This is a genomic window from Halorubrum aidingense JCM 13560, from assembly GCF_000336995.1.
Lineage (GTDB): Archaea > Halobacteriota > Halobacteria > Halobacteriales > Haloferacaceae > Halorubrum > Halorubrum aidingense.
The window spans coordinates 25141-48394 of the sequence record NZ_AOJI01000019.1; the positions used below are offsets into that span (position 1 = coordinate 25141).

The 23254-nt window shown below is 70.1% G+C and carries 25 protein-coding genes; 10 read left to right on the plus strand and 15 right to left on the minus strand.

The annotated features are described in order from the left end of the window. Nucleotides 1–108: 108 nt before the first annotated feature. On the minus strand, nucleotides 109–441 hold the full coding sequence (locus C461_RS06070; protein WP_007999564.1) for an uS10/mL48 family ribosomal protein: 333 nt from the start codon (nucleotides 439–441) through the stop codon (nucleotides 109–111). A 203-nt stretch (nucleotides 442–644) separates the two neighbouring features. Here C461_RS06070 and C461_RS06075 point away from each other — a divergent pair, with 203 nt between their 5' ends. Continuing rightward, a complete protein-coding gene (locus tag C461_RS06075; protein ID WP_007999567.1) occupies nucleotides 645–1091 on the plus strand; it encodes a bis(5'-nucleosyl)-tetraphosphatase in 447 nt (148 codons plus the stop codon). A gap of 54 nt (nucleotides 1092–1145) precedes the next feature. Then, nucleotides 1146–2150, plus strand: coding sequence for a DUF5787 family protein (locus C461_RS06080; protein ID WP_007999568.1), 1005 nt, complete (start codon nucleotides 1146–1148; stop codon nucleotides 2148–2150). 46 nt (nucleotides 2151–2196) lie between these two features. On the opposite strand, the gene C461_RS06085 is transcribed toward C461_RS06080, so the two are convergent. Beyond that, nucleotides 2197–5298, minus strand: coding sequence for an FAD-binding and (Fe-S)-binding domain-containing protein (locus C461_RS06085; protein ID WP_007999569.1), 3102 nt, complete (start codon nucleotides 5296–5298; stop codon nucleotides 2197–2199). 151 nt (nucleotides 5299–5449) lie between these two features. On the opposite strand from C461_RS06085, the gene C461_RS06090 reads away from it, so the two are divergent. The 3 genes from C461_RS06090 (at nucleotide 5450) to C461_RS06100 (ending at nucleotide 8692) form a co-directional block, all read left to right on the plus strand. Further along, entirely contained in the window at nucleotides 5450–6046 is a 597-nt protein-coding gene (locus tag C461_RS06090; RefSeq protein WP_007999570.1) for an LUD domain-containing protein, read from the plus strand. Then, entirely contained in the window at nucleotides 6039–8309 is a 2271-nt protein-coding gene (locus C461_RS06095) for an LUD domain-containing protein (protein WP_007999572.1), read from the plus strand. Before C461_RS06090 ends, C461_RS06095 begins: the two co-directional genes overlap by 8 nt. A gap of 77 nt (nucleotides 8310–8386) precedes the next feature. Then, nucleotides 8387–8692 carry a PRC-barrel domain-containing protein gene (locus tag C461_RS06100; RefSeq protein ID WP_007999574.1) on the plus strand — a complete coding sequence of 102 codons (306 nt, stop codon included), beginning with the start codon at nucleotides 8387–8389 and terminating at the stop codon, nucleotides 8690–8692. 23 nt (nucleotides 8693–8715) lie between these two features. On the opposite strand, the gene C461_RS06105 is transcribed toward C461_RS06100, so the two are convergent. The 4 genes from C461_RS06105 to purD all read right to left on the minus strand — a co-directional run bounded on the left by C461_RS06105 (nucleotide 8716) and on the right by purD (nucleotide 11707). Then, a complete protein-coding gene (locus tag C461_RS06105; protein WP_007999576.1) occupies nucleotides 8716–9042 on the minus strand; it encodes a DUF5789 family protein in 327 nt (108 codons plus the stop codon). A 49-nt stretch (nucleotides 9043–9091) separates the two neighbouring features. Further along, the gene (locus tag C461_RS06110; protein WP_007999579.1) at nucleotides 9092–9508 is read right to left on the minus strand and encodes a hypothetical protein; all 417 of its coding nucleotides are present in this window, start codon (nucleotides 9506–9508) and stop codon (nucleotides 9092–9094) included. A 121-nt stretch (nucleotides 9509–9629) separates the two neighbouring features. Further along, on the minus strand, nucleotides 9630–10322 hold the full coding sequence (locus C461_RS06115; RefSeq protein ID WP_007999580.1) for a hypothetical protein: 693 nt from the start codon (nucleotides 10320–10322) through the stop codon (nucleotides 9630–9632). 101 nt (nucleotides 10323–10423) lie between these two features. Next, nucleotides 10424–11707 carry a phosphoribosylamine--glycine ligase gene (gene purD / locus C461_RS06120; RefSeq protein WP_007999582.1) on the minus strand — a complete coding sequence of 428 codons (1284 nt, stop codon included), beginning with the start codon at nucleotides 11705–11707 and terminating at the stop codon, nucleotides 10424–10426. Between the two features lie 142 nt (nucleotides 11708–11849). Between purD and C461_RS06125 the strand changes: the two genes are divergently transcribed. Both C461_RS06125 and C461_RS06130 read left to right on the plus strand, forming a co-directional pair. Next, nucleotides 11850–14057 carry a thioredoxin domain-containing protein gene (locus C461_RS06125; RefSeq protein WP_007999584.1) on the plus strand — a complete coding sequence of 736 codons (2208 nt, stop codon included), beginning with the start codon at nucleotides 11850–11852 and terminating at the stop codon, nucleotides 14055–14057. Between the two features lie 52 nt (nucleotides 14058–14109). Continuing rightward, on the plus strand, nucleotides 14110–15306 hold the full coding sequence (locus tag C461_RS06130; protein ID WP_007999586.1) for a geranylgeranyl reductase family protein: 1197 nt from the start codon (nucleotides 14110–14112) through the stop codon (nucleotides 15304–15306). Nucleotides 15307–15337: 31 nt separating this feature from the next. Here C461_RS06130 and C461_RS06135 read toward each other — a convergent pair whose 3' ends face one another. Then, nucleotides 15338–15799: a TRAM domain-containing protein gene (locus C461_RS06135; RefSeq protein ID WP_007999588.1), complete on the minus strand. Its 462-nt coding sequence runs from the start codon at nucleotides 15797–15799 to the stop codon at nucleotides 15338–15340. Between the two features lie 165 nt (nucleotides 15800–15964). On the opposite strand from C461_RS06135, the gene C461_RS06140 reads away from it, so the two are divergent. Further along, nucleotides 15965–17197 carry a mandelate racemase/muconate lactonizing enzyme family protein gene (locus C461_RS06140; protein WP_007999589.1) on the plus strand — a complete coding sequence of 411 codons (1233 nt, stop codon included), beginning with the start codon at nucleotides 15965–15967 and terminating at the stop codon, nucleotides 17195–17197. An 87-nt stretch (nucleotides 17198–17284) separates the two neighbouring features. Here C461_RS06140 and C461_RS06145 read toward each other — a convergent pair whose 3' ends face one another. From C461_RS06145 to C461_RS06170, 6 genes are all read right to left on the minus strand, one after another. Next, the gene (locus tag C461_RS06145; RefSeq protein WP_007999591.1) at nucleotides 17285–17692 is read right to left on the minus strand and encodes a hypothetical protein; all 408 of its coding nucleotides are present in this window, start codon (nucleotides 17690–17692) and stop codon (nucleotides 17285–17287) included. 6 nt (nucleotides 17693–17698) lie between these two features. Next, the gene (locus C461_RS06150; protein ID WP_049906382.1) at nucleotides 17699–18145 is read right to left on the minus strand and encodes a phage tail protein; all 447 of its coding nucleotides are present in this window, start codon (nucleotides 18143–18145) and stop codon (nucleotides 17699–17701) included. 286 nt (nucleotides 18146–18431) lie between these two features. Further along, entirely contained in the window at nucleotides 18432–19604 is a 1173-nt protein-coding gene (locus C461_RS06155) for an MFS transporter (protein ID WP_049906383.1), read from the minus strand. 97 nt (nucleotides 19605–19701) lie between these two features. After that, the gene (locus C461_RS06160; protein WP_007999597.1) at nucleotides 19702–20253 is read right to left on the minus strand and encodes an MOSC domain-containing protein; all 552 of its coding nucleotides are present in this window, start codon (nucleotides 20251–20253) and stop codon (nucleotides 19702–19704) included. Then, on the minus strand, nucleotides 20250–20648 hold the full coding sequence (locus C461_RS06165) for a hypothetical protein (protein ID WP_007999599.1): 399 nt from the start codon (nucleotides 20646–20648) through the stop codon (nucleotides 20250–20252). The genes C461_RS06160 and C461_RS06165 overlap by 4 nt, the downstream gene beginning before the upstream one ends. A 46-nt stretch (nucleotides 20649–20694) precedes the next feature. Next, a complete protein-coding gene (locus C461_RS06170) occupies nucleotides 20695–21612 on the minus strand; it encodes a PLP-dependent cysteine synthase family protein (RefSeq protein WP_007999601.1) in 918 nt (305 codons plus the stop codon). Between the two features lie 155 nt (nucleotides 21613–21767). Between C461_RS06170 and C461_RS06175 the strand changes: the two genes are divergently transcribed. Further along, complete coding sequence (locus tag C461_RS06175; RefSeq protein ID WP_007999602.1) at nucleotides 21768–22154, plus strand: TlpA family protein disulfide reductase; 387 nt, start codon at nucleotides 21768–21770, stop codon at nucleotides 22152–22154. Between the two features lie 131 nt (nucleotides 22155–22285). Here the strand turns inward: C461_RS06175 and C461_RS15465 are convergent, their stop codons facing one another. Continuing rightward, complete coding sequence (locus tag C461_RS15465; RefSeq protein WP_321163299.1) at nucleotides 22286–22462, minus strand: rubrerythrin-like domain-containing protein; 177 nt, start codon at nucleotides 22460–22462, stop codon at nucleotides 22286–22288. 60 nt (nucleotides 22463–22522) lie between these two features. Here C461_RS15465 and C461_RS15085 point away from each other — a divergent pair, with 60 nt between their 5' ends. Beyond that, the gene (locus C461_RS15085; RefSeq protein WP_007999604.1) at nucleotides 22523–22675 is read left to right on the plus strand and encodes a DUF1059 domain-containing protein; all 153 of its coding nucleotides are present in this window, start codon (nucleotides 22523–22525) and stop codon (nucleotides 22673–22675) included. A gap of 6 nt (nucleotides 22676–22681) precedes the next feature. Here the strand turns inward: C461_RS15085 and C461_RS06180 are convergent, their stop codons facing one another. Beyond that, nucleotides 22682–23251 carry a DUF7109 family protein gene (locus C461_RS06180; RefSeq protein ID WP_049906384.1) on the minus strand — a complete coding sequence of 190 codons (570 nt, stop codon included), beginning with the start codon at nucleotides 23249–23251 and terminating at the stop codon, nucleotides 22682–22684. Nucleotides 23252–23254 lie beyond the last annotated feature (3 nt).

The following is a 23254-nucleotide window of genomic DNA, read 5'->3' on the forward strand; positions in this document are numbered from 1 at the left end:
GGGTGCTTAAACGATCGCGTGACGGCGAACGGGGGGCGGTCGGTCGGGGACGTCGGGGAGATCGGAGCGGGCAGGCGGGGCAGACGAGCGACCGGGTGAGGAGACCGCTCAGTCGCGTCGGTGGCCGAGCGGCTTCTTCTGGTCGACTTCGACCTCGACGTGGATCGAGTCGGGGAAGTCGCGGCCGACGACCTCGCGGGCGATGTCGTCGGCGCCGTGAATCTCCATCGATCGCTTATAAACCGAGTAGCTCCACGGCGAGAACTCGTCGCCGGCGCGGAGCTGTTTATAAAGCGGGACGCGAACGGTCTCGGCCGGCGTGGCGTGCGGGCCCTTACACTCCGCGCCCTTCCGTTCGAGGGTCGTTTTGAGCTCCTGAACGGTCTCGGCGAGCACGTCGCGGTCGCCGGACGCGAAGGAGAGTTTGGTGACGAAGGTCATTGCTGGGGGTTGTGCGTTGATGGTGGCCCGAAGGCTAAAAACGCATCTACAGCGAGATCGCGGCGATCGTCGGACGAATCAACCCGTATATATCCTCCGGTTCGAGCGGTCAGCGCCGCGTAGATCGGTCGATGAGGGCTGAAACGGCCGGTGCGTTGGCGACTCCGACACCCTCTTTAGGGGCGCTTGCTTACCTGACGCTAATGACGGTCGAAGCGACCAGCGCTGGAGCCATCCTCTTCCGCGACACCCGCGGCGAACGGGAGTACTTACTCCTGAAGAGCCGGCCGGGGGACTGGGAGTTCCCCAAAGGCGGGGTCGAGGGGGACGAGGAGCTCCAGCAGACGGCGATCAGGGAGGTGTCAGAGGAAGCCGGAATCGAGGATTTCCGGCTGATCGACGGCTTCCGGAAGGAGTACGACTACGTGTTCGAGGCGAACGGCAACACCATCCACAAGACGGTGCACCTGTTTATCGCCCGCTCGTTCGAAGCGAGCGCGGAGATCTCGAACGAACACCGCGACCTGCAGTGGCGCGACTACGAACAGGCGCTCAACACGATCACCCAGAACGGGCCGCGAGACATCTTGGAGGACGCCCACGAGTACCTCGACGAGCGGAAAGACGAGGAGAGCGGCGATTACATCTAACTAGTCACCGCCGACCGGCGGTTCGTTTTTAAGGAACCCCCCGCTATCGCAGTCGTGACTCCGGACGCCGAGTTCGGCTACGAGCTCCTCGTCTGCCGGTACGCCGAGCTGTCGTGGCACCCGAGCGACGGCGCTCGTCCCGCGATCGTCTCCCGCCAGTTGGGGACGCAGGAGCGCCGCTGGGACACCGTCGTGATCGAGGTCGACCCGGCGGCGTTCGCGGCCCGCCGCGCGTTCGGCGAGCGGACCATCGACTCGGACCTCCTTCACGTCGTCCGCCACGCGCCCGCCGATTGGGCGTGGTACCGCGACGCGCTCCCTCACCCCGGGTACCCGTGGCGCTACGTCCGGCAGGCGGTCCACCGCGCCGCGGGCCGCGACCTGATCGAGAAGCGACGCCGGAACAACCGGATCCAGCTCCGTCGGAAGCGCCCCTACCCGGACTGGGTGGAGCGGATCGTCGCGATCGAGAACAAACCCGACCTCGACCGGTCCGCCGCCGCCGCGCTCGCCGACCAGCTCGAACACGACGTCGAGACCGCCCTCGCCGACGAGGCGTGGCTGGCGACCGAGACCACGGGCGAGCGCGTCGAGCCCGCTCTCCTGCGAGCGATGCCCGTCGAGGCCGGCATCCTCGCGACCGACTTCTCGGCGGGCGTCGACGGCGACGCGGCGGACGTTGCGTGGCACCCGAGCGACCTCTCGCCCGCGGGCCGCGGCGCTCGGGACGCCGAGACCGAGACGCGGCGACTGGAGATCGCCGAGCGCGCCTACGGGAAGGGATGGCGCTCCTTCCACGAGACGATGCGCCCGGACTGTCGGCACTTCGAACTCCGCCGCGACGGCCGAGCGGTGGTGCCGTACTGCGCCGCGAAAACGAAACGGCCGACCGCGAGAGAGTGCGCCGGCGCCTGCCCGTCGTTCGCCCCCGAACCGCCGCAGTGGCGCACGAAGGGCTGGCCGATCGAGGGCGGTCCCGGGAAGGGACTCAAACGGACGTTGGACCGCCGGCGAGAACGCGAGCGGGACCGAGTCACGGACGACGGCGGCGACGGCTGAATCGATTTTCGGGTCGCATACGCGAGCCCCGCCCCCCCAACGTCGCCTACGCCAACGCCGCCGCCAGCTTCTCCACCGGGTGGGGCGGCTCCGGGGCGCCGCCGTCGCGCTCTTTCAACTGGCTCCGACAGGAGGCGCCGGGCGCCACGACCTCGTCGCCGTCGCTCGCGTCGACCTGATCGAAGAGGATCCGACCGATCGCCTTGCTCATCGAGTAGTGCTCGGCCTCGTAGCCGAACGAGCCCGCCATCCCGCAACACGACGAGTCGAGCGGGTCGACCCCGTAGCCGGCCCGGCGGAGCACGCCGACCGCGTGGTGGTCCTTCTTCGTCGCCTTCTGGTGGCAGTGACCGTGATAGGTGAGCGACTCGGTGGGCGCGTCGAACGCGAGCGCCTCGTCGAGCCGGTGGGCGTCGACGTACTCCATGACCCCGTAGGTGTTCGCCGAGACGGCCGCCACGTCCGCGTCGGGCACGTCGCTCGCGTCGCCGTCGAGGAGGTCGTGGTAGTCCGTCTGCAGCATGACGGCGTCGGACGGCTCGACGACGACGACCTCCCAGCCGTCCTCGACGTCGGGCACGAGCGTCTCGACCGTGTCCGTCGCGGTCGCCCGCGACGCGTCGAGCATCCCCTTCGAGTGCGCCGGGCGACCGCTGCCGTCCACGTCCGGGATCCGCACGTGGCAGTTCGCGGCCTCCAACACGCGCACCGCGGCCTTCCCCGCGCCGGGGTTCGTGTACGTCGTGTACACGTCGGGGAACAGGAGGACGCGCCGGTCGGCCTCCGCTTCGGGGACCGCGGCGCCGCCGCGCGCCTCGAACCAGTCGGTGAGGCTCTCCGAGCGGAACGCGGGGAGGTCTCGCTCGCTCGCGATTCCGAGCGCCTTCTCCATGACGAGCCCCGCGCCCGGTATCTTGCCGGGCAGGTTCGAGAGAGGCGCGAGCGCCGACCCGAGCGGGGCGAGCCGCTCGAAGTTCCCGAGCAGCCGCGTCCGGAGGTCGATCCCGTGCTCCTCGTGGTGGGCGTGTTCGACCTCCGCTTTCAGCTTCGCCATGTCGACGCCGCTGGGGCAGTCCTTCTTACAGCCCTTACAGCCGACGCACAGGTCCATCACCTCGGTGACGAACTCGTCGTCGGTGGGGTCGTCCGGGAGCTCGCCCGAGATGGCGCCACGCAACATGTTCGCGCGGCCTCGCGTCGCCTGTATCTCCTCTTCGGAGGCGCGGTAGGTGGGACACATCACGCCGCCGGTGGTCTCCTGCGGACCGCGACAGCCGCCGCAGCCGTGACAGAGTTCGACCATCCCCTGCATCCCGTTGTCGACGGCCCACTCCATCGCGGGGTCGAAGCCGGGGTCGTACTCGTAGTCGGCGTCGAACCGGAGGTTCTCGCGCATGTCGAAGTCGCCGCAGACGTTCCCCGGGTTCAACAGCCAGTCGGGATCGAACGCGGTCTTGAGGTCGCGGAAGGCCTCCCAGAGGTCGTCGCCGTACAGCTTGCGGTTCCACTGGGTCCGCGCCCGCCCGTCGCCGTGCTCGCCGGAGACGCTCCCTCCGAGTCGCACGACGGCGTCGGTGACGCGGTCGGCGATGTCGACCATCGCGTCCACGTCCGCCACCTCCTTCGTGTTTATCAGCGGGCGGATGTGGAGCACCCCCGGACCGGCGTGCGCGTAGAAGGTGGCGAACGTGTCGTTGTCCGCCAGGATCTCCTGGAACTCGCGGGTGTACTCGGGGAGGTGCTCGGGCGGGATGGCGCAGTCCTCGATGAAGGAGATGTGCTTCTCGTCGGTGGTGCGCGACAGCAGGATCGGCAGCCCCGACTTGCGCATCTTCCAGAAGCGGTCGCGCTCCGCGGGGTCGTGCGCTTCCATCGCGTCGACGGCGCGGCGCGGCTGACTCGTGACCTCGGCCGCCCCCTCGCTCGGATCGGCCTCGGTCTCGGGGACGACGGCGTCGGTGCCAGCGGCGCCAACGCCGTCGGCGGCCGAGCGCTCGCCCACGCGGTCCGCAATCAGGTCCGCGACCTTCTGTCGCCCCTCGTCGTCGCTGTCGGCGTAGAACTCGACGAGCAGGACGGAGTCGGTCCCCTCGGGGAGCATCCCGACGACTTCTTCGAACTCGGGGGTGTCGGCCGCGAGCCCGAGGAGGACGTCGTCCATCACCTCGACGGCGGCGGGGTCGTGTTCGAGGATCGGCGCCACGTCCTCCATCGCGTCGAGGAGGTCGTCGTAGGTGAGCAGCGCGACCGCCTTCGTCTCGGGGATCTCCACGAGCGAGACGGTCGCCTCGGTGACCGTCGCCAGCGTCCCTTCGCTGCCCGCCATGAGCCTGCCGAGGTTGACGACGCCGGCCTCGCCGTACTCGCCGCGGTACTCGGCGAGCAGGCGGTCGAGGTTGTAGCCGGAGACGTTCCGCTTCATCTCCGGGAACCGGTCGTCGATCGCGTCGGCCTCCTCGTCGAGGATCCGAACGATCTCGGCGTGGATCCGGGGGATGAGTTCCTCGGCGTCGGGGTCCGCGGACTCGCGCAGGTCGTCGACGGCGACCTCGCCGAACGTCTCGACGGTGCCGTCGGCGAGCACGACCTCCAGCTCCTCGACGTAGTGGTCGGTCTTCCCGTACTTCAGCGAGTGCGAACCGGTGGAGTTGTTGCCGATCGCCCCGCCGATCGCAGACTTGTCGCGCCACGCCGGGTCGGGCGCGAACTTCAGCCCGTGCGGCTCGACCGCGGCGTTGAGGTCGCCGACGTACGCGCCGGCCTGCGCCCGCGCGGTGCGCGCGTCGGGGTCCGTCTCGATCACCGCGTCCATCGACGCGGACAGGTCGAGCACGACCGCCTCGTTGACCGTCTGGCCGGCGAGCGACGTGCCGCCGCCTCGCGGAAGCACGGGGATCCCCTCCGCGAAGCAGTACTCGTGAACCGCCGCGACGTCGGCCGTCGACTCCGGGAGCACGACCCCGATCGGCGTCACCTCGTACGCCGAGGCGTCGGTCGCGTACAGCCGTTTCGAGTAGTCGTCGAACCGCACGTCGCCGTCGACCCGCCGGTCGAGCGCGTCGACCAGATCCGGCCGATCGATCTCGCCCCCGGTGTAATCGAAATTCCCCCCGTCCAGCGGATCCGGGTCCGGCGTGTTAGTTGCCATGTGAATCCCTCACGGTCGAACCGTCAAAAAGCTCGTGACCTCGGCGAGGGTGCCGGACTGATCGAGGCCGACGCGCAGCGCTCGCTTCGCCGGATCGACGGTCACGGACGATCGGCATAACACCCATATACGTCCCCTCGGATGATTCGGTATGTCACTCGCCGACCGATCGACGTTCAAGCGTCGGCTCGATTCCCTCGGTGTCACCGTCAGCGAGGGCCCAGCGCGGGCGTGCGCGGAACTGGTGGCCGACGCCGCGGGCGACCCGGCCGTCGGAGTTTCGCTCGCGCGCGAGGACGACGAGTCGGAGCCGGCCGCGTCGCTGCCCGACCGCGTCGACACCGACCCGACGACCGCCGACCTGCGCGCGGCCCACACCGGCGTCACGGGCGCCTCGCTCGGGATCGCCGAGTACGGCAGCGTCGCCATCGAGGCCGACCGCGCCGGCACGGAGCCGGTGAGTCTCTTCGTCGACCGCCACGTCGTCGTCCTCCGCGAGGCCGACTTGGTCCCCGACATGCCCGACGCGTTCGCGTGGCTCGGTCCGCGCGCCCGCGACGAGTCGGTCGACGTCGTCTTCGCGACCGGCCCGAGCGCCACCGCCGACATGGGCGGGCTCGTTCACGGCGCGCACGGGCCGAAAGAGGTCCACGTGGTGTTACTGCGAGACGACCGGGATGCCGACGGAAGAGACAGGGAGACAGACGGAGACGCCACGGCCGGATCGGAGGCGACCGACGATGAGTAGCGACGCCGAGGCGACCGGCCGGACGGAGAACACCGATCGGACCGGGAAGGCCGACCGGATCCGCGAGCTGATGGCGACCGAGGGCGACGCCGTCGCCGAGAACACCCGCGGCTTCAACGAGGGGCGCTACGAGTCGACGGGGCGCCTCGACGACTACGAGGCGCTGAAAAGCGAGGCGCGCGATATCAAAGAGGACGCGATCGCCCGGCTCCCGGAGCTCATCGAGCGGGTGACGGAGACGGTCGAGGCCAACGGCGGCACCGTCTACCTCGCCGACGACGCCGCGGACGCGAACCGATACGTCACCGAACTGGCCGCCGAGGAGCGCGACGCGGACCGGCTGATCAAATCCAAGTCGATGACCTCCGAGGAGATCGAGGTGAACGAGGCCCTCGAGGCCGAGGGCGTGGAGGTGGTCGAGACGGACCTCGGCGAGTGGGTGCTCCAGCTCGCGGACGAGGCGCCCTCCCACATCGTCGCGCCCGCCATCCACAAGTCCCGGGAGGCGATCGCGGAGCTGTTCGCGGAGCGGTTCGACCCCGATGACCCGCCGGAGACCGCCGAGGAGCTGACGATGTTCGCCCGCGAGCGGCTCGGCGAGTTGGTCGAGGACGCCGACGTGGGAATGACCGGCGCGAACTTCATCGCGGCCGACTCCGGCACCATGCTGTTGGTCACGAGCGAGGGCAACGCGCGGAAGACGGTGACCGCGACGGACACCCACGTCGCGGTCGCCGGCGTCGAGAAGCTCGTCCCGACCGTCGAGGACTTCGCCCCGTTCGTCGAGCTGATCGGTCGCTCCGGGACCGGTCAGGACGTGACCTCCTACATCTCGACGCTGACCCCGCCCGTGGACTCGCCGGTGCCGGACTTCGAGCGCGACGCGGACCCCCTCGCCGACGGCTCGGGCGACGACCGCGACTTCCACCTCGTTCTCATCGACAACGGTCGTCTGGCGATGCGAGAAGACGAGGAGCTGAAAGAGACGCTGTACTGCATCCGGTGTTCGGCCTGCTCGAACGCCTGCGGCAACTTCCAGAGCGTCGGGGGCCACGCGTTCGGCGGCGAGACGTACTCCGGCGGCATCGCGACCGGCTGGGAGGCCGGCATCGAGGGGCTCGACGTCGCCGCCGAGTTCAACGACCTGTGTACGGGCTGTTCGCGCTGCGTCCCGGCGTGTCCGGTCGAGATCGACATCCCCTGGATCAACACCGTCGTCCGCGATCGGGTCAACCGCGGCGACGTCGACCCCGGGCAGACCGACTGGCTGTTCGAAGAGCTGGTCCCCGACGAGGAGCCTGCCGGGCTCGACCTGTCGACCCGGCTCGTCGGTAACTACGAGACGCTCGCGAAGTGGGGAAGTCGGACCGCCCCGGTCGCGAATCGGCTCGCGAACGTCGGCCCGCTCCGGGCGGTCGCCGAGCGCGTCGCCGGTATCGACCGCCGCCGGGAGCTCCCGGGCTTCGCGAGCGAGCCGCTCGTCGACTGGTTCGAGGCGCGCGGCGGCGCCGCGGTCTCGCCCGCGGACGCGACGCGAGAGGCGGTGCTGTACCCCGACACGGCGACGAACTACGCCGACGTCGACCGCGGGAAGGCAGCGGTGCGAGCGCTGGAGGCGCTCGGCGTGCACGTCCGGATTCCGGACCTCCCGGGGAGCGGCCGCCCGCCGCTGTCACAGGGGATGGTCTCGACGGCGAAGGCGGCCGCCGAAGACGCGTACGGCGGACTCGCGCCCCACGTCGACGCCGGCCGCGACGTGGTCGTGATCGAGCCGAGCGACCTCGCGATGTTCCGAAGCGAGTACGAGAAGTTCCTCCCCGAGCGCTCGGCCGCGCGGCTCGCCGACGCCAGCTACGACGTGATGGAGTACGTCTTCGGCCTGTTGGAGAACGGCGGCGATCCCGCTGGACTGCGGGCGCCGGCCGCGGGGACCGGGCCGGTGGCCTCGGGGACGCGGATCGCCTACCACCCGCACTGTCAGGCCCGCACGATCGGCGTCGGCGAGCACGCGACCGCCGTGATGGAGCGGCTCGGCTACGACGTGCGCGTCTCCGACACCGAGTGTTGCGGCATGGCGGGTTCGTTCGGCTACAAGACGGACTACTACGAGCTGAGCATGGACGTCGGCGAACCCCTCCGCGAGCAGTTCGGCGAGACGGACCGCACCGTCGTCGCCGCCGGCACCTCCTGTACCGAACAGCTGGACGCGCTGCTCGGGTCCGCGCCGATGCACCCGATCGAGCTGATCGCGCCGCGGGAGTGACTCGTCGGGGGGCTTTCGTCTGACGGGCGTCGTTCGACAACGAACGCTTATTAGGCGCGCTCGTGACCGTATCGCATATGAACGCAGTTCCGCAGGAGATCACGTCGCTGGTCGGTCGTGAGGTGTACTCGAACAACGGGGTCTTCGTCGGCGAGATCGAGGACGTCCGCCTCGATCTGGACGCACGGGCCGTGACCGGGTTGGCGCTCGCCGAACTCAACCACGAGCTGTTCGCCGGCCGCGTCGAGCGCAACACCGGCGTCATCCTCCCGTACCGCTGGGTCCGCGCCGTCGGCGACGTCGTCTTGGTCAACGACATCATCGAGCGGTTGGACACCGGGACCGACGAACAGGAGGCCGAGGCCGGGCAGTCCGCGCAGTAAGCGACCTCGCAGCGAGAATCGTATTAAAACGGGAGCGCGTCGCGCAGACTTGTCAGGAACCCGCCGCCCTGTTGCCGCTCGCGGTCGAACACCGGATAGAGCGCGTCGAGCAGTTCCGTCTCGTTGTCGAACGTCGTCTGCGGGATCTGTTCGAGCGCGGTCGAGAGCGCTATCGTCCGCCCCTTCGCGTCGTACGGGATCTCTTCGTCGCCGAGCGCGTCGAGGAGCTCCGCCTCGGTCGCGGGAAACGACACGTCGGCCTCCCCGATACGCGCGTCGAGCACGGCGATACCGAACTCTATCGCCTCGGGCTCCGAGGATCCGCCGCCGCCGGGTGGACGTGCTGCCATCGGCGCCTGCTACTCCCTCGGGACGCTTTAAACCCCTGCTCGCAGCCGGTCACTCCGGAACCGACTCTTCGGGCGGGACCGCGTCGAGCACGGCGAGTTCGATCCCGGTGCCCGCGCGGTCGAACGCGGCGACCGCGTCCTCGTCGTACGGCGGCACGGCGACGATCACGACTGCGGCGAGGTCGTCCGTCTTTGAGACCCCGAGAAAGCCGTCCGAGTGCGAGAGGAAGCGGGCACCGCCGTGGCCGGCCGGGGTTCCGAGGTCGACGCCGAACACCGCGTTCACCGATCCGCCGACGTCGGGGAGCGTGAAGTGCGTCAACACGGGCGTCTCGGGGTCGATCCCGAGGTCCGCATCGAACTCGCCGGCGCGCGTCGCCGAGAGCCGGTAGTTCGACTCCTCCGGATCGCGCTCGGCGGCATCGTCGAGCAGGACCGTCAGCAGGTCGCGAGTGATGTGGATCACGGCTGGTGGCTCGTTGACGGGCGCGGGCACGTCGGTGGGGCGTCTGTAGAGCGATTCACTGGCGGGGCGTTGGCGGCGTCTGCGGGGCGGCTCGCCGGCGGTGGCGGCTTAGGCGCACGGGTCAGATCCCGAGCGCCGACCGGAGGGTCTTGGCGTACAGCCCGGGGGCCTTTCGGCGGGAACCGGAGAGCGCGTCCTCGAGGGCGACCGCGGCGTTGTCGAGCACGCCGACTCCGTGTCCGACGAGGATGCGCTCGGGGTTCAGCCCGGAGAGCGCCTCGGTCGGCGGCGTCAAGCGGAGCATCGGGTGGACGCCGAGGCGCTCGCGGTCACCGCGGAAGTACGACGCCGATCCGAGCGACTCGGGGACGATGAGCGTCTCGCCGTCGAAGAGGCCGACCTCCTGCCACGGCGGCACCGATGAGTCGCGGATGCGGAACGCCTCGAAGCCGGTGTCCGCCAGCCGGGACCCGAAGCGCTCGACCTCGGCGTCGAGTTCGTCGGCGACGCCGGACATCCACTCGGGGACGTAGACGGGGACGTCGTGGCGGGTCGCGATCGCGGCGCTGTCGCGTTTGTGCCGGTCGAGTCCGACGACGACGCCGGCGACCGTGCCGAATTCCTCGAGCAGGTCGTCGAGCCCCGGGGCATCGACGGGGTCGATCACCCAGACGTCGTCCGTGTCGGTCTCCTCGTTCGGAACCGCGATTGCGTGGCTCGCCCGCTGCATCTTCTCGTCGGGATACGCGATCCAGCCGACTCCGCGGTCGAAGCGATCGATCTCGTGGAGGTCCGCCTCGCCGTCCGCTTTCATGGGCATACCCGTTATTCGGCCCCGATCCCTTTCAACCCGTCTCCGGCGGAACTCTACCGCGACCCGAACAGCGTCGCGATCCAATCAGCGTCGCAACCCGATTAGCGTCGCAGGTCGTTCATGTGGTCGATCCGCCGCTGGACGAGGGCCGCGGTCCCGATGTCGTGACGGATCCGGACGCGGTCGCCGGCGGCCGCCAGCGCGTCCTCGGCCTCGGCCTCCGCGTCGGCGATCGACGCGCCGCGGCCGACGACGGCGAACGAGCGCGAGGTCGTCGTGTACAGCCCGTCGTCGCGCTCGTCGACGCTCGCGTAGAACAGGAGCGCGTCGCCGACGCTCTCCTCGTCGACCGCGATCCGCGCGCCCGCGTCGGGGTCGACCGGGTAGCCGTCGGGCACGGCGTACTTACAGACGGTGGCCTCCCCCGAGAAGTCGAGGGACGGGAGCGGTTCGCCGTCGCGGGCGGCGGTCAACACGTCGATGAAGGGCGTGTCGAGCACCGGCAGCGTGTTCATCGCCTCCGGGTCACCGAAGCGAGCGTTGAACTCGACGACCTTCGGCCCCGCGTCCGTGAGCATGAACTGCCCGTAGAGAACGCCCTTGTACTCGGGCAGGGCGTCGACGACCGCGTCGAGCACCTCGACGGCGGCGTCGTAGTCCCCATCGACCATGAACGGCAGCGAGAGTCCGGTGTCGGTGTACGAGCCCATCCCGCCCGTGTTCGGCCCCTCGTCGCCCTCGTAGGCGCGTTTGTGGTCTTGGACCGCCGGCGTCGTCCGGAGCTCGCCGTCCGCGACGAACGCCTGGATCGTGAACTCCTCGCCGACGAGCCGCTCTTCGAGCACGACGCGGTCGTACTCGGCGTCGCGGAGGTACGCCTTCGCCTCCTCGGCGGTCACCTGATCGCCGATCACCTTCACGCCCTTGCCGCCGGTGAGCCCGGCCGGCTTCACCGCGAGGTCGCCGTCGTACTCGTCGATGTACGCGCAGGCGGCCTCGGTGTCGTCGAACACCGCGAAGTCCGGACAGCCGGGGATCGATTCCTCGTCCATGAACCGGCGCTGATACGCCTTGTCGGTCTCCAGCCGCGCCTCCTCGGCCCGCGGTCCGAAGGCGTAGACGCCGGCGTCGTCGAGCGCGTCGGCGACCCCCGCCGCCAGCGCCGACTCCGGACCGATAACCGCGAGGTCCGCGCCGACCTCGGTCGCGTACGCCGCGATCGCCTCGGCGTCCGTCTCCGCGATCGTTTCGAACCCGTCCGCGAGTCGGCGAATACCCGGGTTGCGGTTGCTCGCACAGGCGTACAGCGCGCAGTCGTCGGCGACCGCGCGGGCGATCGCGTGCTCGCGTCCGCCGCCGCCGACGAGGAGTACGGTCTCCGTCATGTGCGACGGATGTCCGCATGGTAGTGTAAAGGTTACTCTCTACTAACGGTGAGATATACACAATAGTGGATAAATAACCGGCGGCCACCGCGGAGCGACGGTCGTGTGACGGGTTTTTGCCGCGCCGGGACGAATCGGGCGCATGTCACAGCCGACCGACCGGAACCGCCTCGACGGAGAGGCGAGTCCGTACCTCCAACAGCACGCCGACAACCCGGTGCACTGGCAGCCCTGGGGCGAGGACGCCTTCGAGCGCGCCCGCGAGCACGACGTGCCCGTCTTCGTCTCCATCGGCTACTCCTCGTGTCACTGGTGTCACGTGATGGCCGAAGAGAGCTTCGAGGACGACTCGATCGCGGCGGTGCTCAACGACCAGTTCGTCCCGGTCAAGGTCGATCGCGAGGAGCGCCCCGACGTCGACAGCACGTTCATGACCGTCTGCCAACTCGTCACCGGCGGGGGCGGCTGGCCGCTCTCGGCGTGGTGTACGCCCGAGGGGAAGCCGTTCTACGTCGGGACGTACTTCCCGCCCGAGCCGCGTCGGAACCAGCCGGGGTTCCGCGACCTCTGTGAGCGCATCGCCGACTCGTGGGCCGACCCGGAGCAGCGCGAGGAGATGAAGCGGCGCGCCGAACAGTGGACGACGAGCGCCCGCGACGAGCTGGAGTCGGTGCCGGAACCGGGCGACGCGGACGACGCGGACGACACGGGCCCCTCCGGATCCGACCTCCTCGAGGAGGCCGCGGCCGCCGCGATCCGCGGGTACGACGACGAGTACGGCGGATTCGGGAGCGGCGGCGCGAAGTTCCCCATGCCGGGGCGGATCGACCTGCTCATGCGCGCGGCCGCCCGAAGCGGTCGGAGCGCCGCCCTGACCGCGGCGACGGGGACGCTCGACGGGATGGCCCGGGGCGGGGTGTACGACCAGATCGGCGGCGGGTTCCACCGGTACGCCGTCGACCGACAGTGGACGATCCCGCACTTCGAGAAGATGCTGTACGACAACGCGGAGCTACCGATGGTCTACCTCGACGGCTACCGGCTCACCGGTGACCCGTCGTACGCCCGCGTCGCGAGCGAGTCGCTCGGCTTCCTCGACCGCGAACTCCGACACGCGGACGGCGGCTTCTTCAGCACGCTCGACGCACGGAGCCGACCGCCAGCGGGTCGGGGCGGCGGCCGCGGGAACGACGAGGGTGGGGACGGCGAGGGCGACGCGCCCGCCGTCGAGGGCGCGTACTACGTCTGGACCCCCGAGGAGGTCGACGCCGTCCTCGACGAGCCGGCGTCGTCGCTCGCGAAGGCCCGGTTCGGCATCCGGTCGGGCGGGAACTTCGAACGCGGCACGACCGTGCCGACGGTCGCGGCGTCGATCGAGGAACTCGCCGACGAGTACGACCGCCCCGCCGACGAGGTTCGCGAGATCCTGACCGACGCCCGCGTCGCGCTCTTCGAGGCGCGGGAGACCCGACCGCGACCGGCGCGCGACGAAAAGGTGCTCGCGTCGTGGAACGGCCGGGCGATATCGGCGTTCGCGCGAGCGGGCGACGTGCTCGGCGACTCGTACGCCGCGATCGCGAGCGACGCGCTCGCGTTCTGCCGCGATCGGCTGTACGACGAGGATACCGGCGAACTCGCGCGTCGGTGGCTCGACGGCGACGTCCGCGGCCCGGGGTACCTCGATGACTACGCCTTCCTCGCGCGCGGCGCGCTCGACGTGTACGCCGCGACTGGCGACCCGGAACCGCTCGGGTTCGCCCTGGATCTCGCCGAGTCGCTGGTCGACGCGTTCTACGAGGCGGCGGACGGGACGATCTACTTCACCCGAGACCCCGACGCGAGTGACGACGACACCCTGTTCGCGCGGCCACAGGAGTTCACCGACCGGTCGACGCCGTCGAGCCTCGGCGTCGCGGCGGAGACGCTCGCGCTGCTCGACGGCTTCCGGACCGATCGCGAGTTCCGCGAGATCGCCGAGGCGGTCGTGACGACGCACGCCGACCGCATCCGAGCGAGCCCGCTGGAGCACGTCTCGCTGGTCCGGGCGGCCGAGCACGTCGAGACGGGCGGGGTCGAGGTCACGATCGCGGCCGACGAGGTCCCGGCCGCGTGGCGCGAGACGCTCGGGGAGCGGTACCTCCCGGGCGCGCTCGTCGCCCCGCGACCCCCGACGGACGCCGGGCTGGCGGCGTGGCTCGACGACCTCGGGCTCGACGAGGCGCCGCCGATCTGGGCCGACCGCGACGCCCTCGACGGCGAGCCGACCGCCTACGTCTGTGAGGGGTTCGCCTGCTCGCCGCCGCGGACCGACCTCGACGAGGCGCTCGCGTGGCTCACCGACGGTGAGTGAAGGGGCCGACAGCCGGCGACTACTTATATAGCGCGCGCCGCTGAGGTCGAATATGTACGACTTCGTCGTCGTCGGAGCGGGGCCGGCGGGCTCGCGGTTCGCGCGCCGGGCGGCCGAGGCCGGTCGGGACGTTCTCCTAGTAGAGAAGGGGACCGTCGGCGAGCCGCTGGCGTGTTCGGGGCACGTCTCCGACGACATCTGGCAGTTCGTCGATGAGGAGGCCCGCGAGCGGCTCCTCCAGAACCGCGTGTACGGCGCCCGGTTCCACGTCGGTGGCCCGGGGTCGACCGACTACCCGTTTTATAAGCGAGAGCCGGTGTCGAACGTGATCGACCGCGTCGGACTCGATCGGACGCTCGCGGACGCGGCTCGCGACGCCGGCGCCGACGTCCGAGAGGGACACACGGTCGTCGGCGTCGACGAGCGAGCCGATCGCGTCGTCATCGAAGCGAGCGTCGCCCCCGACTCGGGCGAGGCCGGAGGCGAATCCGGCGACCAACCTGACGGCGGATCGGACGGCAGCGGCACCGTGCGCTTCGAAGGGCGCATGGTCGCCGGCTGCGACGGCCCGACCTCGCGGGTCAGGCGCTCGCTGGGACTCTCCGAGCCCGACGAACTGCTCCACGGCGTGCTCGCGTTCGACGACGCGCCCGACGACGGCGACCTCGTCGACGTCCATCTCACCGCCCCTCGGTTCTTCGCGTGGCGGATCCCGCGCGGCGACGCCGGCGTCGAGTACGGGCTGGCCGCGCCGCCGGGAGACGACGTGTCGGCGCTGTTCGACCGCCTCACCGACGCGTACGACGTGACGACCGACCGGTTCTGCTCGGGCGCGATTCCCGTCGGCCCGCCCGACCGAGTCACGACGAAGCGGGCGTTCCTGATCGGCGACGCCGCCGCGCAGACGAAGCCGTTCACCGGCGGCGGGATCCTGTACGGGATGACCGCGGCGGACGCGGCGGCGGCGACGATCGACCCGACGGACCCGACCACCCTCGCCGACTACGAGTCGGCGTGGCGCGACGCGATCGGCCGGGAGATACGGCTCGGCCACGCGATCCGCGCCTGTTACTCGCTGCCGGAGCCGGTCCAGCGGGTCGGGTTACGGGCGCTGTCCGGCGAGATCGGCGTCCACATGGACCGGCCGACCTCCTTTTTCTCGTCGTCGAACCTCCGGCGGCTGTTCTCGCGGAGCGAGTCGCCCGAGGCGGTGTTGAGCGGCGGCGACACCGGGGCTCGAACCGAATAAAAAAGCGTGAGAATCGAGGCGTATCGGGTCGCTACTCGTCGATGACGTTCGCGAACGAGACGTTCTCGCGGACGCTCGTGATCTCGACGGTCGGCTCGTCGCCCGGCCGGGAGTCGGGCACGATGACGACGTAGCCGCGCTCGATCTTGGCGATCCCGTCGCCCTTGTCGCCGAGCGTCTCGATCGTGACGTCTCGCACGTCGCCCTCGGAGACCGGTGGACCGACCGGGTCCGGGCCGGAACTGGACTGGTCTGCCACGGCCGCGGCCGGTTGCGCGCCGTTTCCGGCGGTCGCGTCGGGGGCGGCGTCGGTCGGCGCCGCGTCGCGGTCCGTCCCGTCGTCTCGGTGGATGAGCGCGACGCGGTAGGTGTCGTTCGGGGCGACGGTGCCGTGTTCGAGTTCCGAGGCGGGGATCGTGACGACGTGGTCGCCGTCGCGCTCCTCGATCTCTCCGGTGAATAGACACGCAAGCGAATCCGTAATCTCAACCATGGGTGCTATAGCGAGCACGCTCATGAAAAGGTCCCTGTTCCGAGCGCCCGCGTCGACCGGTCGTGCGGCGGTCACCTCACCGACGCAGAGCTCGGTGAGACAGAGCAGACCCGGGGCTCACGGTTGAACATAAACATTTACCCTGTTCCGAAGTAATTGGCGGCCATGAGTCGAAATTACGAGTCGCTCCACGATCCGAACGCGGAGTACACGATGCGGGAACTCTCCGCGGAGACGATGGATGTCACGGGATCGCGCGGCGGCGGCCGCGACGTCGAGATCACCGACGTGCAGACCACGATGGTCGACGGGAACTTCCCGTGGACGCTCGTCCGCGTGTACACCGACGCGGGCGTCGTCGGTACCGGCGAGGCGTACTGGGGCGCCGGCGTGCCGGAGCTGATCGAGCGGATGAAACCGTTCGTCGTCGGCGAGAACCCGCTCGACATCGACCGGCTGTACGAGCACCTCATCCAGAAGATGTCCGGCGAGGGCTCCGTCGAGGGCGTCACCGTCACCGCGATCTCCGGGATCGAGGTGGCCCTCCACGACCTCGCCGGCAAGATCCTCGACGTGCCCGCCTACCAGCTGCTCGGCGGCAAGTACCGCGACAAGATGCGCGTCTACTGCGACTGCCACACCGAGGAGGAGGCCGACCCCGAGGCGTGCGCCGACGAGGCCGAGCGCGTCGTCGACGAACTCGGCTACGACGCGCTGAAGTTCGACCTCGACGTCCCGTCGGGGTTAGAGAAGGACCGCGCGAACCGGCACCTGCGCCCCGGCGAGATCCGCCACAAAGCGGAGATCGTCGAGCAGGTCACCGAGCGCGTGAAAGACAAGGCCGACGTGGCGTTCGACTGCCACTGGACGTTCTCGGGCGGCTCCGCGCAGCGGCTCGCGGACGCTCTCGAGGAGTACGACGTGTGGTGGCTCGAAGACCCCGTGCCGCCGGAGAACCTCGAAGTCCAAGAGGAGGTCACGAAGAACACGGTCACGCCGATCGCGGTCGGCGAGAACCGCTACCGCGTCACCGAGCTGCGCCGACTCATCGAGAACCAGGCGGTCGACATCGTCGCGCCCGACCTGCCGAAGGTCGGCGGGATGCGCGAGACCCGCAAGATCGCGGACGTCGCGAACCAGTACTACGTCCCGGTCGCGATGCACAACGTCGCCTCGCCGATCGCGACGATGGCGGCGACGCACGTCGGCGCCGCGATCCCGAACTCGCTCGCGATCGAGTACCACTCCTACGAGCTCGGCTGGTGGGAGGACCTCGTCGAGGAGGACGTCATCGAGGACGGGTACATCGAGGTGCCCGAGAAGCCCGGTCTCGGCCTCACGCTCGACATGGACGCCGTCGAGGAGCATATGGTCGACGGCGAGACGTTGTTCGATTGAGCGAAGCGAAATCGAACTCGATAGGCAAGCGGAGCGAGCCTATCGGTGTTTGACGAGGCGTAAGCCGAAGTCGAACCGGTACTGTGTCTATTCGCGCTGACTAGTGAGCGGCTCTCGCGGCGGCGGCTCGCGAAGCCGCCGAAACGCCTCCGGAGTCTGTACCGCGCGGGCTTCCGCGGTGCGGCCGCGGTCGTCGCGAAACCTGACGCGCGACTCGAACGTCCGCGGGCCGTCGTAGCCGTCGAGGGGTGCGAGCACGGTTCGGAACCGGCCTCCCGGCGGGACGACGCCGATCGGCGCGAACGGGGTCGCCGCGTCGGGGTCGACGTCGGCCGCCACCTCGTCCCACGGGGGGTCGAGCGAGACGGCGACGTCGTGGGCGGCCCGAGAGCCGACGTTCTCGACGACGAGCACCAACAGCCGCCGCTCGGCGTCGAGCGAGACGACGACGTCGGGAGCGCCGAACAGCAGGCGGCGGACGATGCGTGACCACACCGTCCGTCACTTCCGGTCGCCGTCGACCGATTCGACCGCGTACCCCTCGTGTGCGAGTTCGAGCGTCTCCGTCGCGACGCCGGTGCCGCGCGCGTCGAGCGTCGGCCCCGCGAGCCGAACCGGCCACGCGTTCTTCACCTTCCAGACCACGGCGGGGTCGTGGTTCTCGTCGAGCAGCGAGACGCTGACGTCCCGACGCTCGACCGAACCGAGTCGGATCGTGTTCAGCCACGCGAAGAACTCGTTATCGCCGGGGACCACCCCGCGCTCCAACACGAGATTCGCGTACCGCGGCCGCCCGGGAAGCTTGCGGTCGCCGTACTCGGAGGCCGATCCCTCGCGGTAGGCGACGTCGTCGTAAGCGATCTCGAGGCCTGACACCCTCGTGCAGCCGATCCGGCTGCCGCCCCACTCGACGGTGAAGTGGATCGGGCTAACGGTATCTGTTGACATGGTCAGTGAACACATATACCAAATATAACCGTATCGGTCGCTGGCGACGATTCGGACTGAGTGACGCAGCCTCCGTCGCGACGCACCCTTTTACTCCCGACTCGATGCGAGGCGCGATCACGTATAACATACCACGAGGGAGACGCGCGCTTCGCCACCGGCTCTCGCTCGACGCGGCGACCGCTCAGTGCGAGTACACCGTCGATCACCGCCCGTCGGACGCGGAGTGCAGCAGCCATCGGGCGTGGGACAACGCTCCCGGACGAGTAGGGCCGCGGTCGGTTTCTCAATACCCCGTCCCGAGCGCCCGGTTAGCGAGGAGGACGGCGAAGGTGACGGCGAACAGCGCCGACAGGACCGCGAACGAGACGCCCCAGCCGAACAGGTCGGCTACGAGGCCGACGCCGACGGAGCCGGCGGAGCCGATCACGGTGTAGACGGTCCGGACGAGCCCGAAGCCGGCCCCGCGCTCCGCGTCGCCGAGCGCGTCCATGAACCGCGGATCGATGGCCGAAAAAAAGCTCGACCCGGTGCCGGCCAGCGCCACGCCGACGGCGAGGCCGGCGAGCCCCGGCGCGAGGACGAACGCGGCGACGCCGAGCGAGCCCGCGAGCATCGCCCCGCCGATGGCGACGTCGCGGTCCAATCGGTCCGAGAGGCGACCGAGGCCGATCTGCGCGACCGCGCGAACGACGAAGAACGCCGAGAACACCCCGGCGGCGAAGCCCGTCGAGTACTCCCGGAAGTCGACGAGGAACGTCGGGAGAAACGACATCATCCCCTGGACGACGTACGTGCCGACCATCGCGACGAACAGCGGGAGGAGGACGCTCGGTCGCGAGAGCAGTTCGAGGAGCGGCGCGAGCCGGAACCGCTCGCGCATCGGTTGGTCGGGACGACGGGGGGTCGTCGGGCGGACGCGCCACGCGAACAGCGCGAACACCGGAAGCCCGACGAGCGCGGCGAGCGCCACAGCCGGCCGCCAGCCGTACCGGACCCCGACCCACGCGGCGGCGATCGGCGCGATCAATCCGGCGAGGGGGCCGCCGACGGAGTGGAGCCCGACCGCGGTGCCGAGGTCGTCGAAGGTCCGCGAGAGCAGCGTCGTCGCCACCGCGTAGTGGAGCCCCGCGACGAGCCCCAACAGCACCGCCGCCAGCACGAAGACGGGGAACACCGGTGCGAGCGCGAGCAGCACGCTCATCACGGAGGTCCCGCCGACGGCGACGAGGATCACGCGGCGCTCGCCGAAGCGGTCCGCGAGCACCCCGCTCGGGAACTGGGCGGCGCCGTACGCCAGCCACATCCCGGAGAGCGCGACCCCGATTGCGGTGTTCGAGACCGCGAAGTCCGCGACGATCAGCGGGACGACGGGACTGATCGCCAGCCGCGCGAAGTACGTCACCAGAAACGCGAGCATACACAGCGACAGTACCGTGTGCCGGTACCCCCAACTCATCCGAGGAACACTGTCGAGGGATCGGCCCGAGACGGAGTCAATGCTTTCGGTTCCGGCCGTCGTGGCGTCCGCGGTCGGATACCGCGGTCACGCGCCGTCAGTCGACGTCGTCGGACCGCTCTCGCAGTCGGTCGGCGAGCGCGGCGCCCGCGGTCCGCGGGTCCGGCTCTTCGATCGCGACCGCGTCGCCGACGGCGACCGAGCCGGGCGCGATCACGTCACAGCAGAGCCCGCCGCGGGTTCGCAGGGCCGAGGCCAGTCCGTCCTCGCCCGCCACCGCCTCGACGTGCGCGCAGGGCGGTCGCCGCCGAGTCGGGCGGAGGAGCGCGTCGCCGACCGCGACGGTCGCGTCCAGCAGGTCGTCCATCCCGGGTCCGAACCCCTCGATCACGACGTTCCGGCGGTGCCTGCCGTCTGAGACGTCGATACCGGTCTCGTCGCGAACGGCGTCGAGGGCCTCGGCCGCGACGAGAGTGACCGCGCAGGCGTCGAGCTGGAAGTGGCCCTCGCCGAGCCGGTAGCGGTCGCCCTCGATGCCGTCCGGGTGGACGCTGACGGCGGGCTGCGACTCGGGCGGGGCGCCGCTCTCAGGCGCGACGAAGACCGCGACGACGGAGCCGGTGACGGAGCCGGTCGGCGAGGCCGTCATCGGAGCCCACCCAGCAGGTCCGGGTCGCCCGGCCGCAGCCACTCGCGGTGCGCGTAGTAGACGATCGCGATCGGCGGGGCGGCCAGCGCGACGAGCGCGTAGAGCCACTTGAAAAGGCCGAGGTCGGTGACGCCGCGCTCCGCGAGCGAGAGCGCGTCGAGGAGGATTCCGGCCGTCGCCAGCGGCGCGAGGAGGTAGCCGTGCGCGAACCCGACGGCGGCACCGGCGGGAGTGCCGGCCTCCAAGAGGAACCAGTCGAGCGCGTAGAGGAGCGTCCAGGCGGTCGCGGCGGTCGCGAGCACGCGGAGCCAGGGCCCGTCGAACCGCCGGGCCGGGACGGTCGAGTCGGAGTCGGTCCCGGGACCGTCTCCGCTCGGTTCGGCGTGCGTATTCACGATCGATCTGGGGGCCGGACCGTACTCAACGTTCGGGTGGCCCCGCTCACTCGTCGAACGTCCCCGCCGTGAGGTACCGCTCGCCGCTGTCCCAGAACACGGTGACGACGAGCGGCTCCGCCCCGGAGAACGCGCCCGACGCTCGGAGGTCGGCGGCGACCTCCTTCGCCGCGAGGTTGGACGCGCCGGACGACTGGCCGACGAGGAGCCCCTCCTCGCGCGCGAGGCGGCGGCACTCGGCCTCCGCGTCCTCGAGTTCGACCGTGTGGACCGCGTCGATGAGGCTGGTGTCGAGGTTCGGCGAGACGAAGCCGGGACCCATCCCCTGAAACGCGTCGACGCCCGGCTCGCCGCCGGAGAGCACCGCGTTCGTCGCGGGCTCGACCGCGTCGATCCGAACGTCGGGGAACGCCTCGCGGAGCCGGCGACCGATCCCGGTGAGGGTGCCGCCGGTGCCGACGCCCGCGACGAACGCGTCGACGGTGCGGTCGCCGACCTGATCGCACACCTCCGCGCCGGTCGTCTCGTAGTGGGACCGGGGGTTCGCCGGGTTGTCGAACTGACGGAGTTGAACCATCCCCTCGTCGCGTTCGAGCTCGTCGGCCCGCGATTTGGCCGCGGAGATGTCCCCGTCGACGAGTTCGACGGTGGCGCCGTACGCGCGCATGAGCCGGCGGCGCTCGACCGACTTGCCGTCCGGCATGACGAGCCGCACGTCGTACCCCTTGACCGCGCCGACCATGGCGAGGCCGATGCCGGTGTTGCCCGAGGTGGGCTCGACGATCCCGTCGCCGGGTTCGAGATCGCCGGCCGCCTCGGCCGCCTCGACCATGTACAGCGCCGGGCGGTCCTTCGCGGAGCCGCCGGGGTTCCGCGACTCGACCTTGGCCGCGACCGTCGTCTCCGGCGGGGAGTCGACCCGCACGAGCGGCGAGCCCAACCCGTCCAGTACGTCGTCTTGCATTACGCGGACCGACGGGACCGGCACTCAAATGCCCGACGGACCGCGGCAACCGACGCGGGTTCGGACCGGGAGGTGCCGACCGCGAGGCCGACCGCGATACTGGCGCGCGTTGCCATCGGCGCGTCGCTTACAAGCGTCGGTGGCGTACGGCGGGTATGACACTCGAGACGCTCACTCCCGCGGCCGACGTGGACGCGGACGACTTCGACGAGTCGGTGATCGCCGCGCTCGCGGCCGACGACTACCGGTTCAAGGTGTGGGGCGGTGACTGGTGTGGCGACTGTCAGCGACAGCTTCCCGAGTTCGGAGCGGCGCTCGCCGCCGCCGGCGTCCCCGACGACCGGATTGAGGCGTTCGCCGTCACGAAGGGGCCCGACGGTAAGGAGGGGCCGCAGGTCGAGGCGTACGGCATCGATCTGATCCCCACCGTCGTCGTCGAGACCGCCGACGGCGAGGAGGTCGCCCGGTTCGTCGAGGAGGAACCCGTCTCCATCGCCGAGTTCCTGGCACAGCGGCTCGCCGACATCGAAGCGAGCGCGTGAGCCGCCCCGGGGACACCGCCCGGTCGACTCGACTCGGACAGTTATAAGCGATCGAGAGCGGTCGCCGCGGGAGTTGACCGGTTGTGCCGGAAGAAGACGGGAAAAGACGGACGAAAAACGAACGCGTCCCGCTACTCGCGGGGTTTGGAGATGTTCTCCAGTTCGCCGCCGCAGTCGGGACATAACGCGAGGTTCTCTGTGGTACGGAGTCGCGCGAGGCAGTCGCGACATTCGTATTGGTCCCCCACCGTGCCGGATGCTACGATTGTGTCTCTTGTCATCAAGTGACAATGGAGCCGGTAAAGCATAAAATAGCGTTATTTATTAGGCAACTAACAATACTGTCGTGGCTGGAACAAGGAGTCGGAATGACACATCAATTCACCTGTAGCGCCTGCGCGTTCCAGATTCGGTCGGACGACGACGAGGAACTCGTCAATCACGTGCGGGAACACGCCGACGAAGCACACGACATGGACGTGCCGCCGGACGACATCCGCGACGGCATGGAAGAGGTCTAGACCGGGTTACCCTAGCTCGGCCACGATCCGCTCGCGGATCTCCGCGGCGTCGACGGGCGCCCACGCCTCGATGTCGTAGGTCACGTCCGCGAGGTCCGCCAACCGCTCGGCGTCGCTCTCGTTGATCGCCGCGACCGCGTCCGCGGACAGCCGATCCAGCACGGCCGCGGACAGCGCCGACCGGTCCACGTCGCGCTCGGGCACGTCGAGGATGTGTGGGAGGTCCTCCGCGCCGGCCGGGAGCGACGGGAACGCGGCGGGGCCGACCGCGAGCGCGACGTCGTCCCGATCGATCCCCGCCGCCGGGTCGGCCACGTCTGCCGCGTCTACACCTGCGTCCACATCCGCGTCCGAACCCGCGCCCGAGAGCGCCGCGGGCGGCGCCGGCACCAGCGCGTACTCCGCGACCGCCACGTCGATCGCGGCGGCGATGGCGTCGGCGTCGGCCTCCGCGCGCTGTTTGAACGCGAGCTCCGAGAGCGCCCGCGACAGCTCCGCGCGGGTGAGCCAGTCGAACAGGTCGACCACGCCGGCGAGGTCGTCACGCGCCGCCACGCTGGGTGTGCCGTCGGCCATCGG

What these genes read in the sequence shown, in the direction of transcription:
- C461_RS06070 (WP_007999564.1), bottom strand. Translation starts at nt 441, where the DNA reads ATGACCTTCGTCACCAAACTCTCCTTCGCGTCCGGCGACCGCGACGTG.
- C461_RS06075 (WP_007999567.1), top strand. Translation starts at nt 645, where the DNA reads ATGACGGTCGAAGCGACCAGCGCTGGAGCCATCCTCTTCCGCGACACC.
- C461_RS06085 (WP_007999569.1), bottom strand. Translation starts at nt 5,298, where the DNA reads ATGGCAACTAACACGCCGGACCCGGATCCGCTGGACGGGGGGAATTTC.
- C461_RS06090 (WP_007999570.1), top strand. Translation starts at nt 5,450, where the DNA reads ATGTCACTCGCCGACCGATCGACGTTCAAGCGTCGGCTCGATTCCCTC.
- C461_RS06095 (WP_007999572.1), top strand. Translation starts at nt 6,039, where the DNA reads ATGAGTAGCGACGCCGAGGCGACCGGCCGGACGGAGAACACCGATCGG.
- C461_RS06100 (WP_007999574.1), top strand. Translation starts at nt 8,387, where the DNA reads ATGAACGCAGTTCCGCAGGAGATCACGTCGCTGGTCGGTCGTGAGGTG.
- C461_RS06105 (WP_007999576.1), bottom strand. Translation starts at nt 9,042, where the DNA reads ATGGCAGCACGTCCACCCGGCGGCGGCGGATCCTCGGAGCCCGAGGCG.
- C461_RS06115 (WP_007999580.1), bottom strand. Translation starts at nt 10,322, where the DNA reads ATGAAAGCGGACGGCGAGGCGGACCTCCACGAGATCGATCGCTTCGAC.
- purD (WP_007999582.1), bottom strand. Translation starts at nt 11,707, where the DNA reads ATGACGGAGACCGTACTCCTCGTCGGCGGCGGCGGACGCGAGCACGCG.
- C461_RS06125 (WP_007999584.1), top strand. Translation starts at nt 11,850, where the DNA reads ATGTCACAGCCGACCGACCGGAACCGCCTCGACGGAGAGGCGAGTCCG.
- C461_RS06130 (WP_007999586.1), top strand. Translation starts at nt 14,110, where the DNA reads ATGTACGACTTCGTCGTCGTCGGAGCGGGGCCGGCGGGCTCGCGGTTC.
- C461_RS06135 (WP_007999588.1), bottom strand. Translation starts at nt 15,799, where the DNA reads ATGGTTGAGATTACGGATTCGCTTGCGTGTCTATTCACCGGAGAGATC.
- C461_RS06140 (WP_007999589.1), top strand. Translation starts at nt 15,965, where the DNA reads ATGAGTCGAAATTACGAGTCGCTCCACGATCCGAACGCGGAGTACACG.
- C461_RS06150 (WP_049906382.1), bottom strand. Translation starts at nt 18,145, where the DNA reads ATGTCAACAGATACCGTTAGCCCGATCCACTTCACCGTCGAGTGGGGC.
- C461_RS06155 (WP_049906383.1), bottom strand. Translation starts at nt 19,604, where the DNA reads ATGAGTTGGGGGTACCGGCACACGGTACTGTCGCTGTGTATGCTCGCG.
- C461_RS06160 (WP_007999597.1), bottom strand. Translation starts at nt 20,253, where the DNA reads ATGACGGCCTCGCCGACCGGCTCCGTCACCGGCTCCGTCGTCGCGGTC.
- C461_RS06170 (WP_007999601.1), bottom strand. Translation starts at nt 21,612, where the DNA reads ATGCAAGACGACGTACTGGACGGGTTGGGCTCGCCGCTCGTGCGGGTC.
- C461_RS06175 (WP_007999602.1), top strand. Translation starts at nt 21,768, where the DNA reads ATGACACTCGAGACGCTCACTCCCGCGGCCGACGTGGACGCGGACGAC.
- C461_RS15465 (WP_321163299.1), bottom strand. Translation starts at nt 22,462, where the DNA reads ATGCTTTACCGGCTCCATTGTCACTTGATGACAAGAGACACAATCGTA.
- C461_RS15085 (WP_007999604.1), top strand. Translation starts at nt 22,523, where the DNA reads ATGACACATCAATTCACCTGTAGCGCCTGCGCGTTCCAGATTCGGTCG.
- C461_RS06180 (WP_049906384.1), bottom strand. Translation starts at nt 23,251, where the DNA reads ATGGCCGACGGCACACCCAGCGTGGCGGCGCGTGACGACCTCGCCGGC.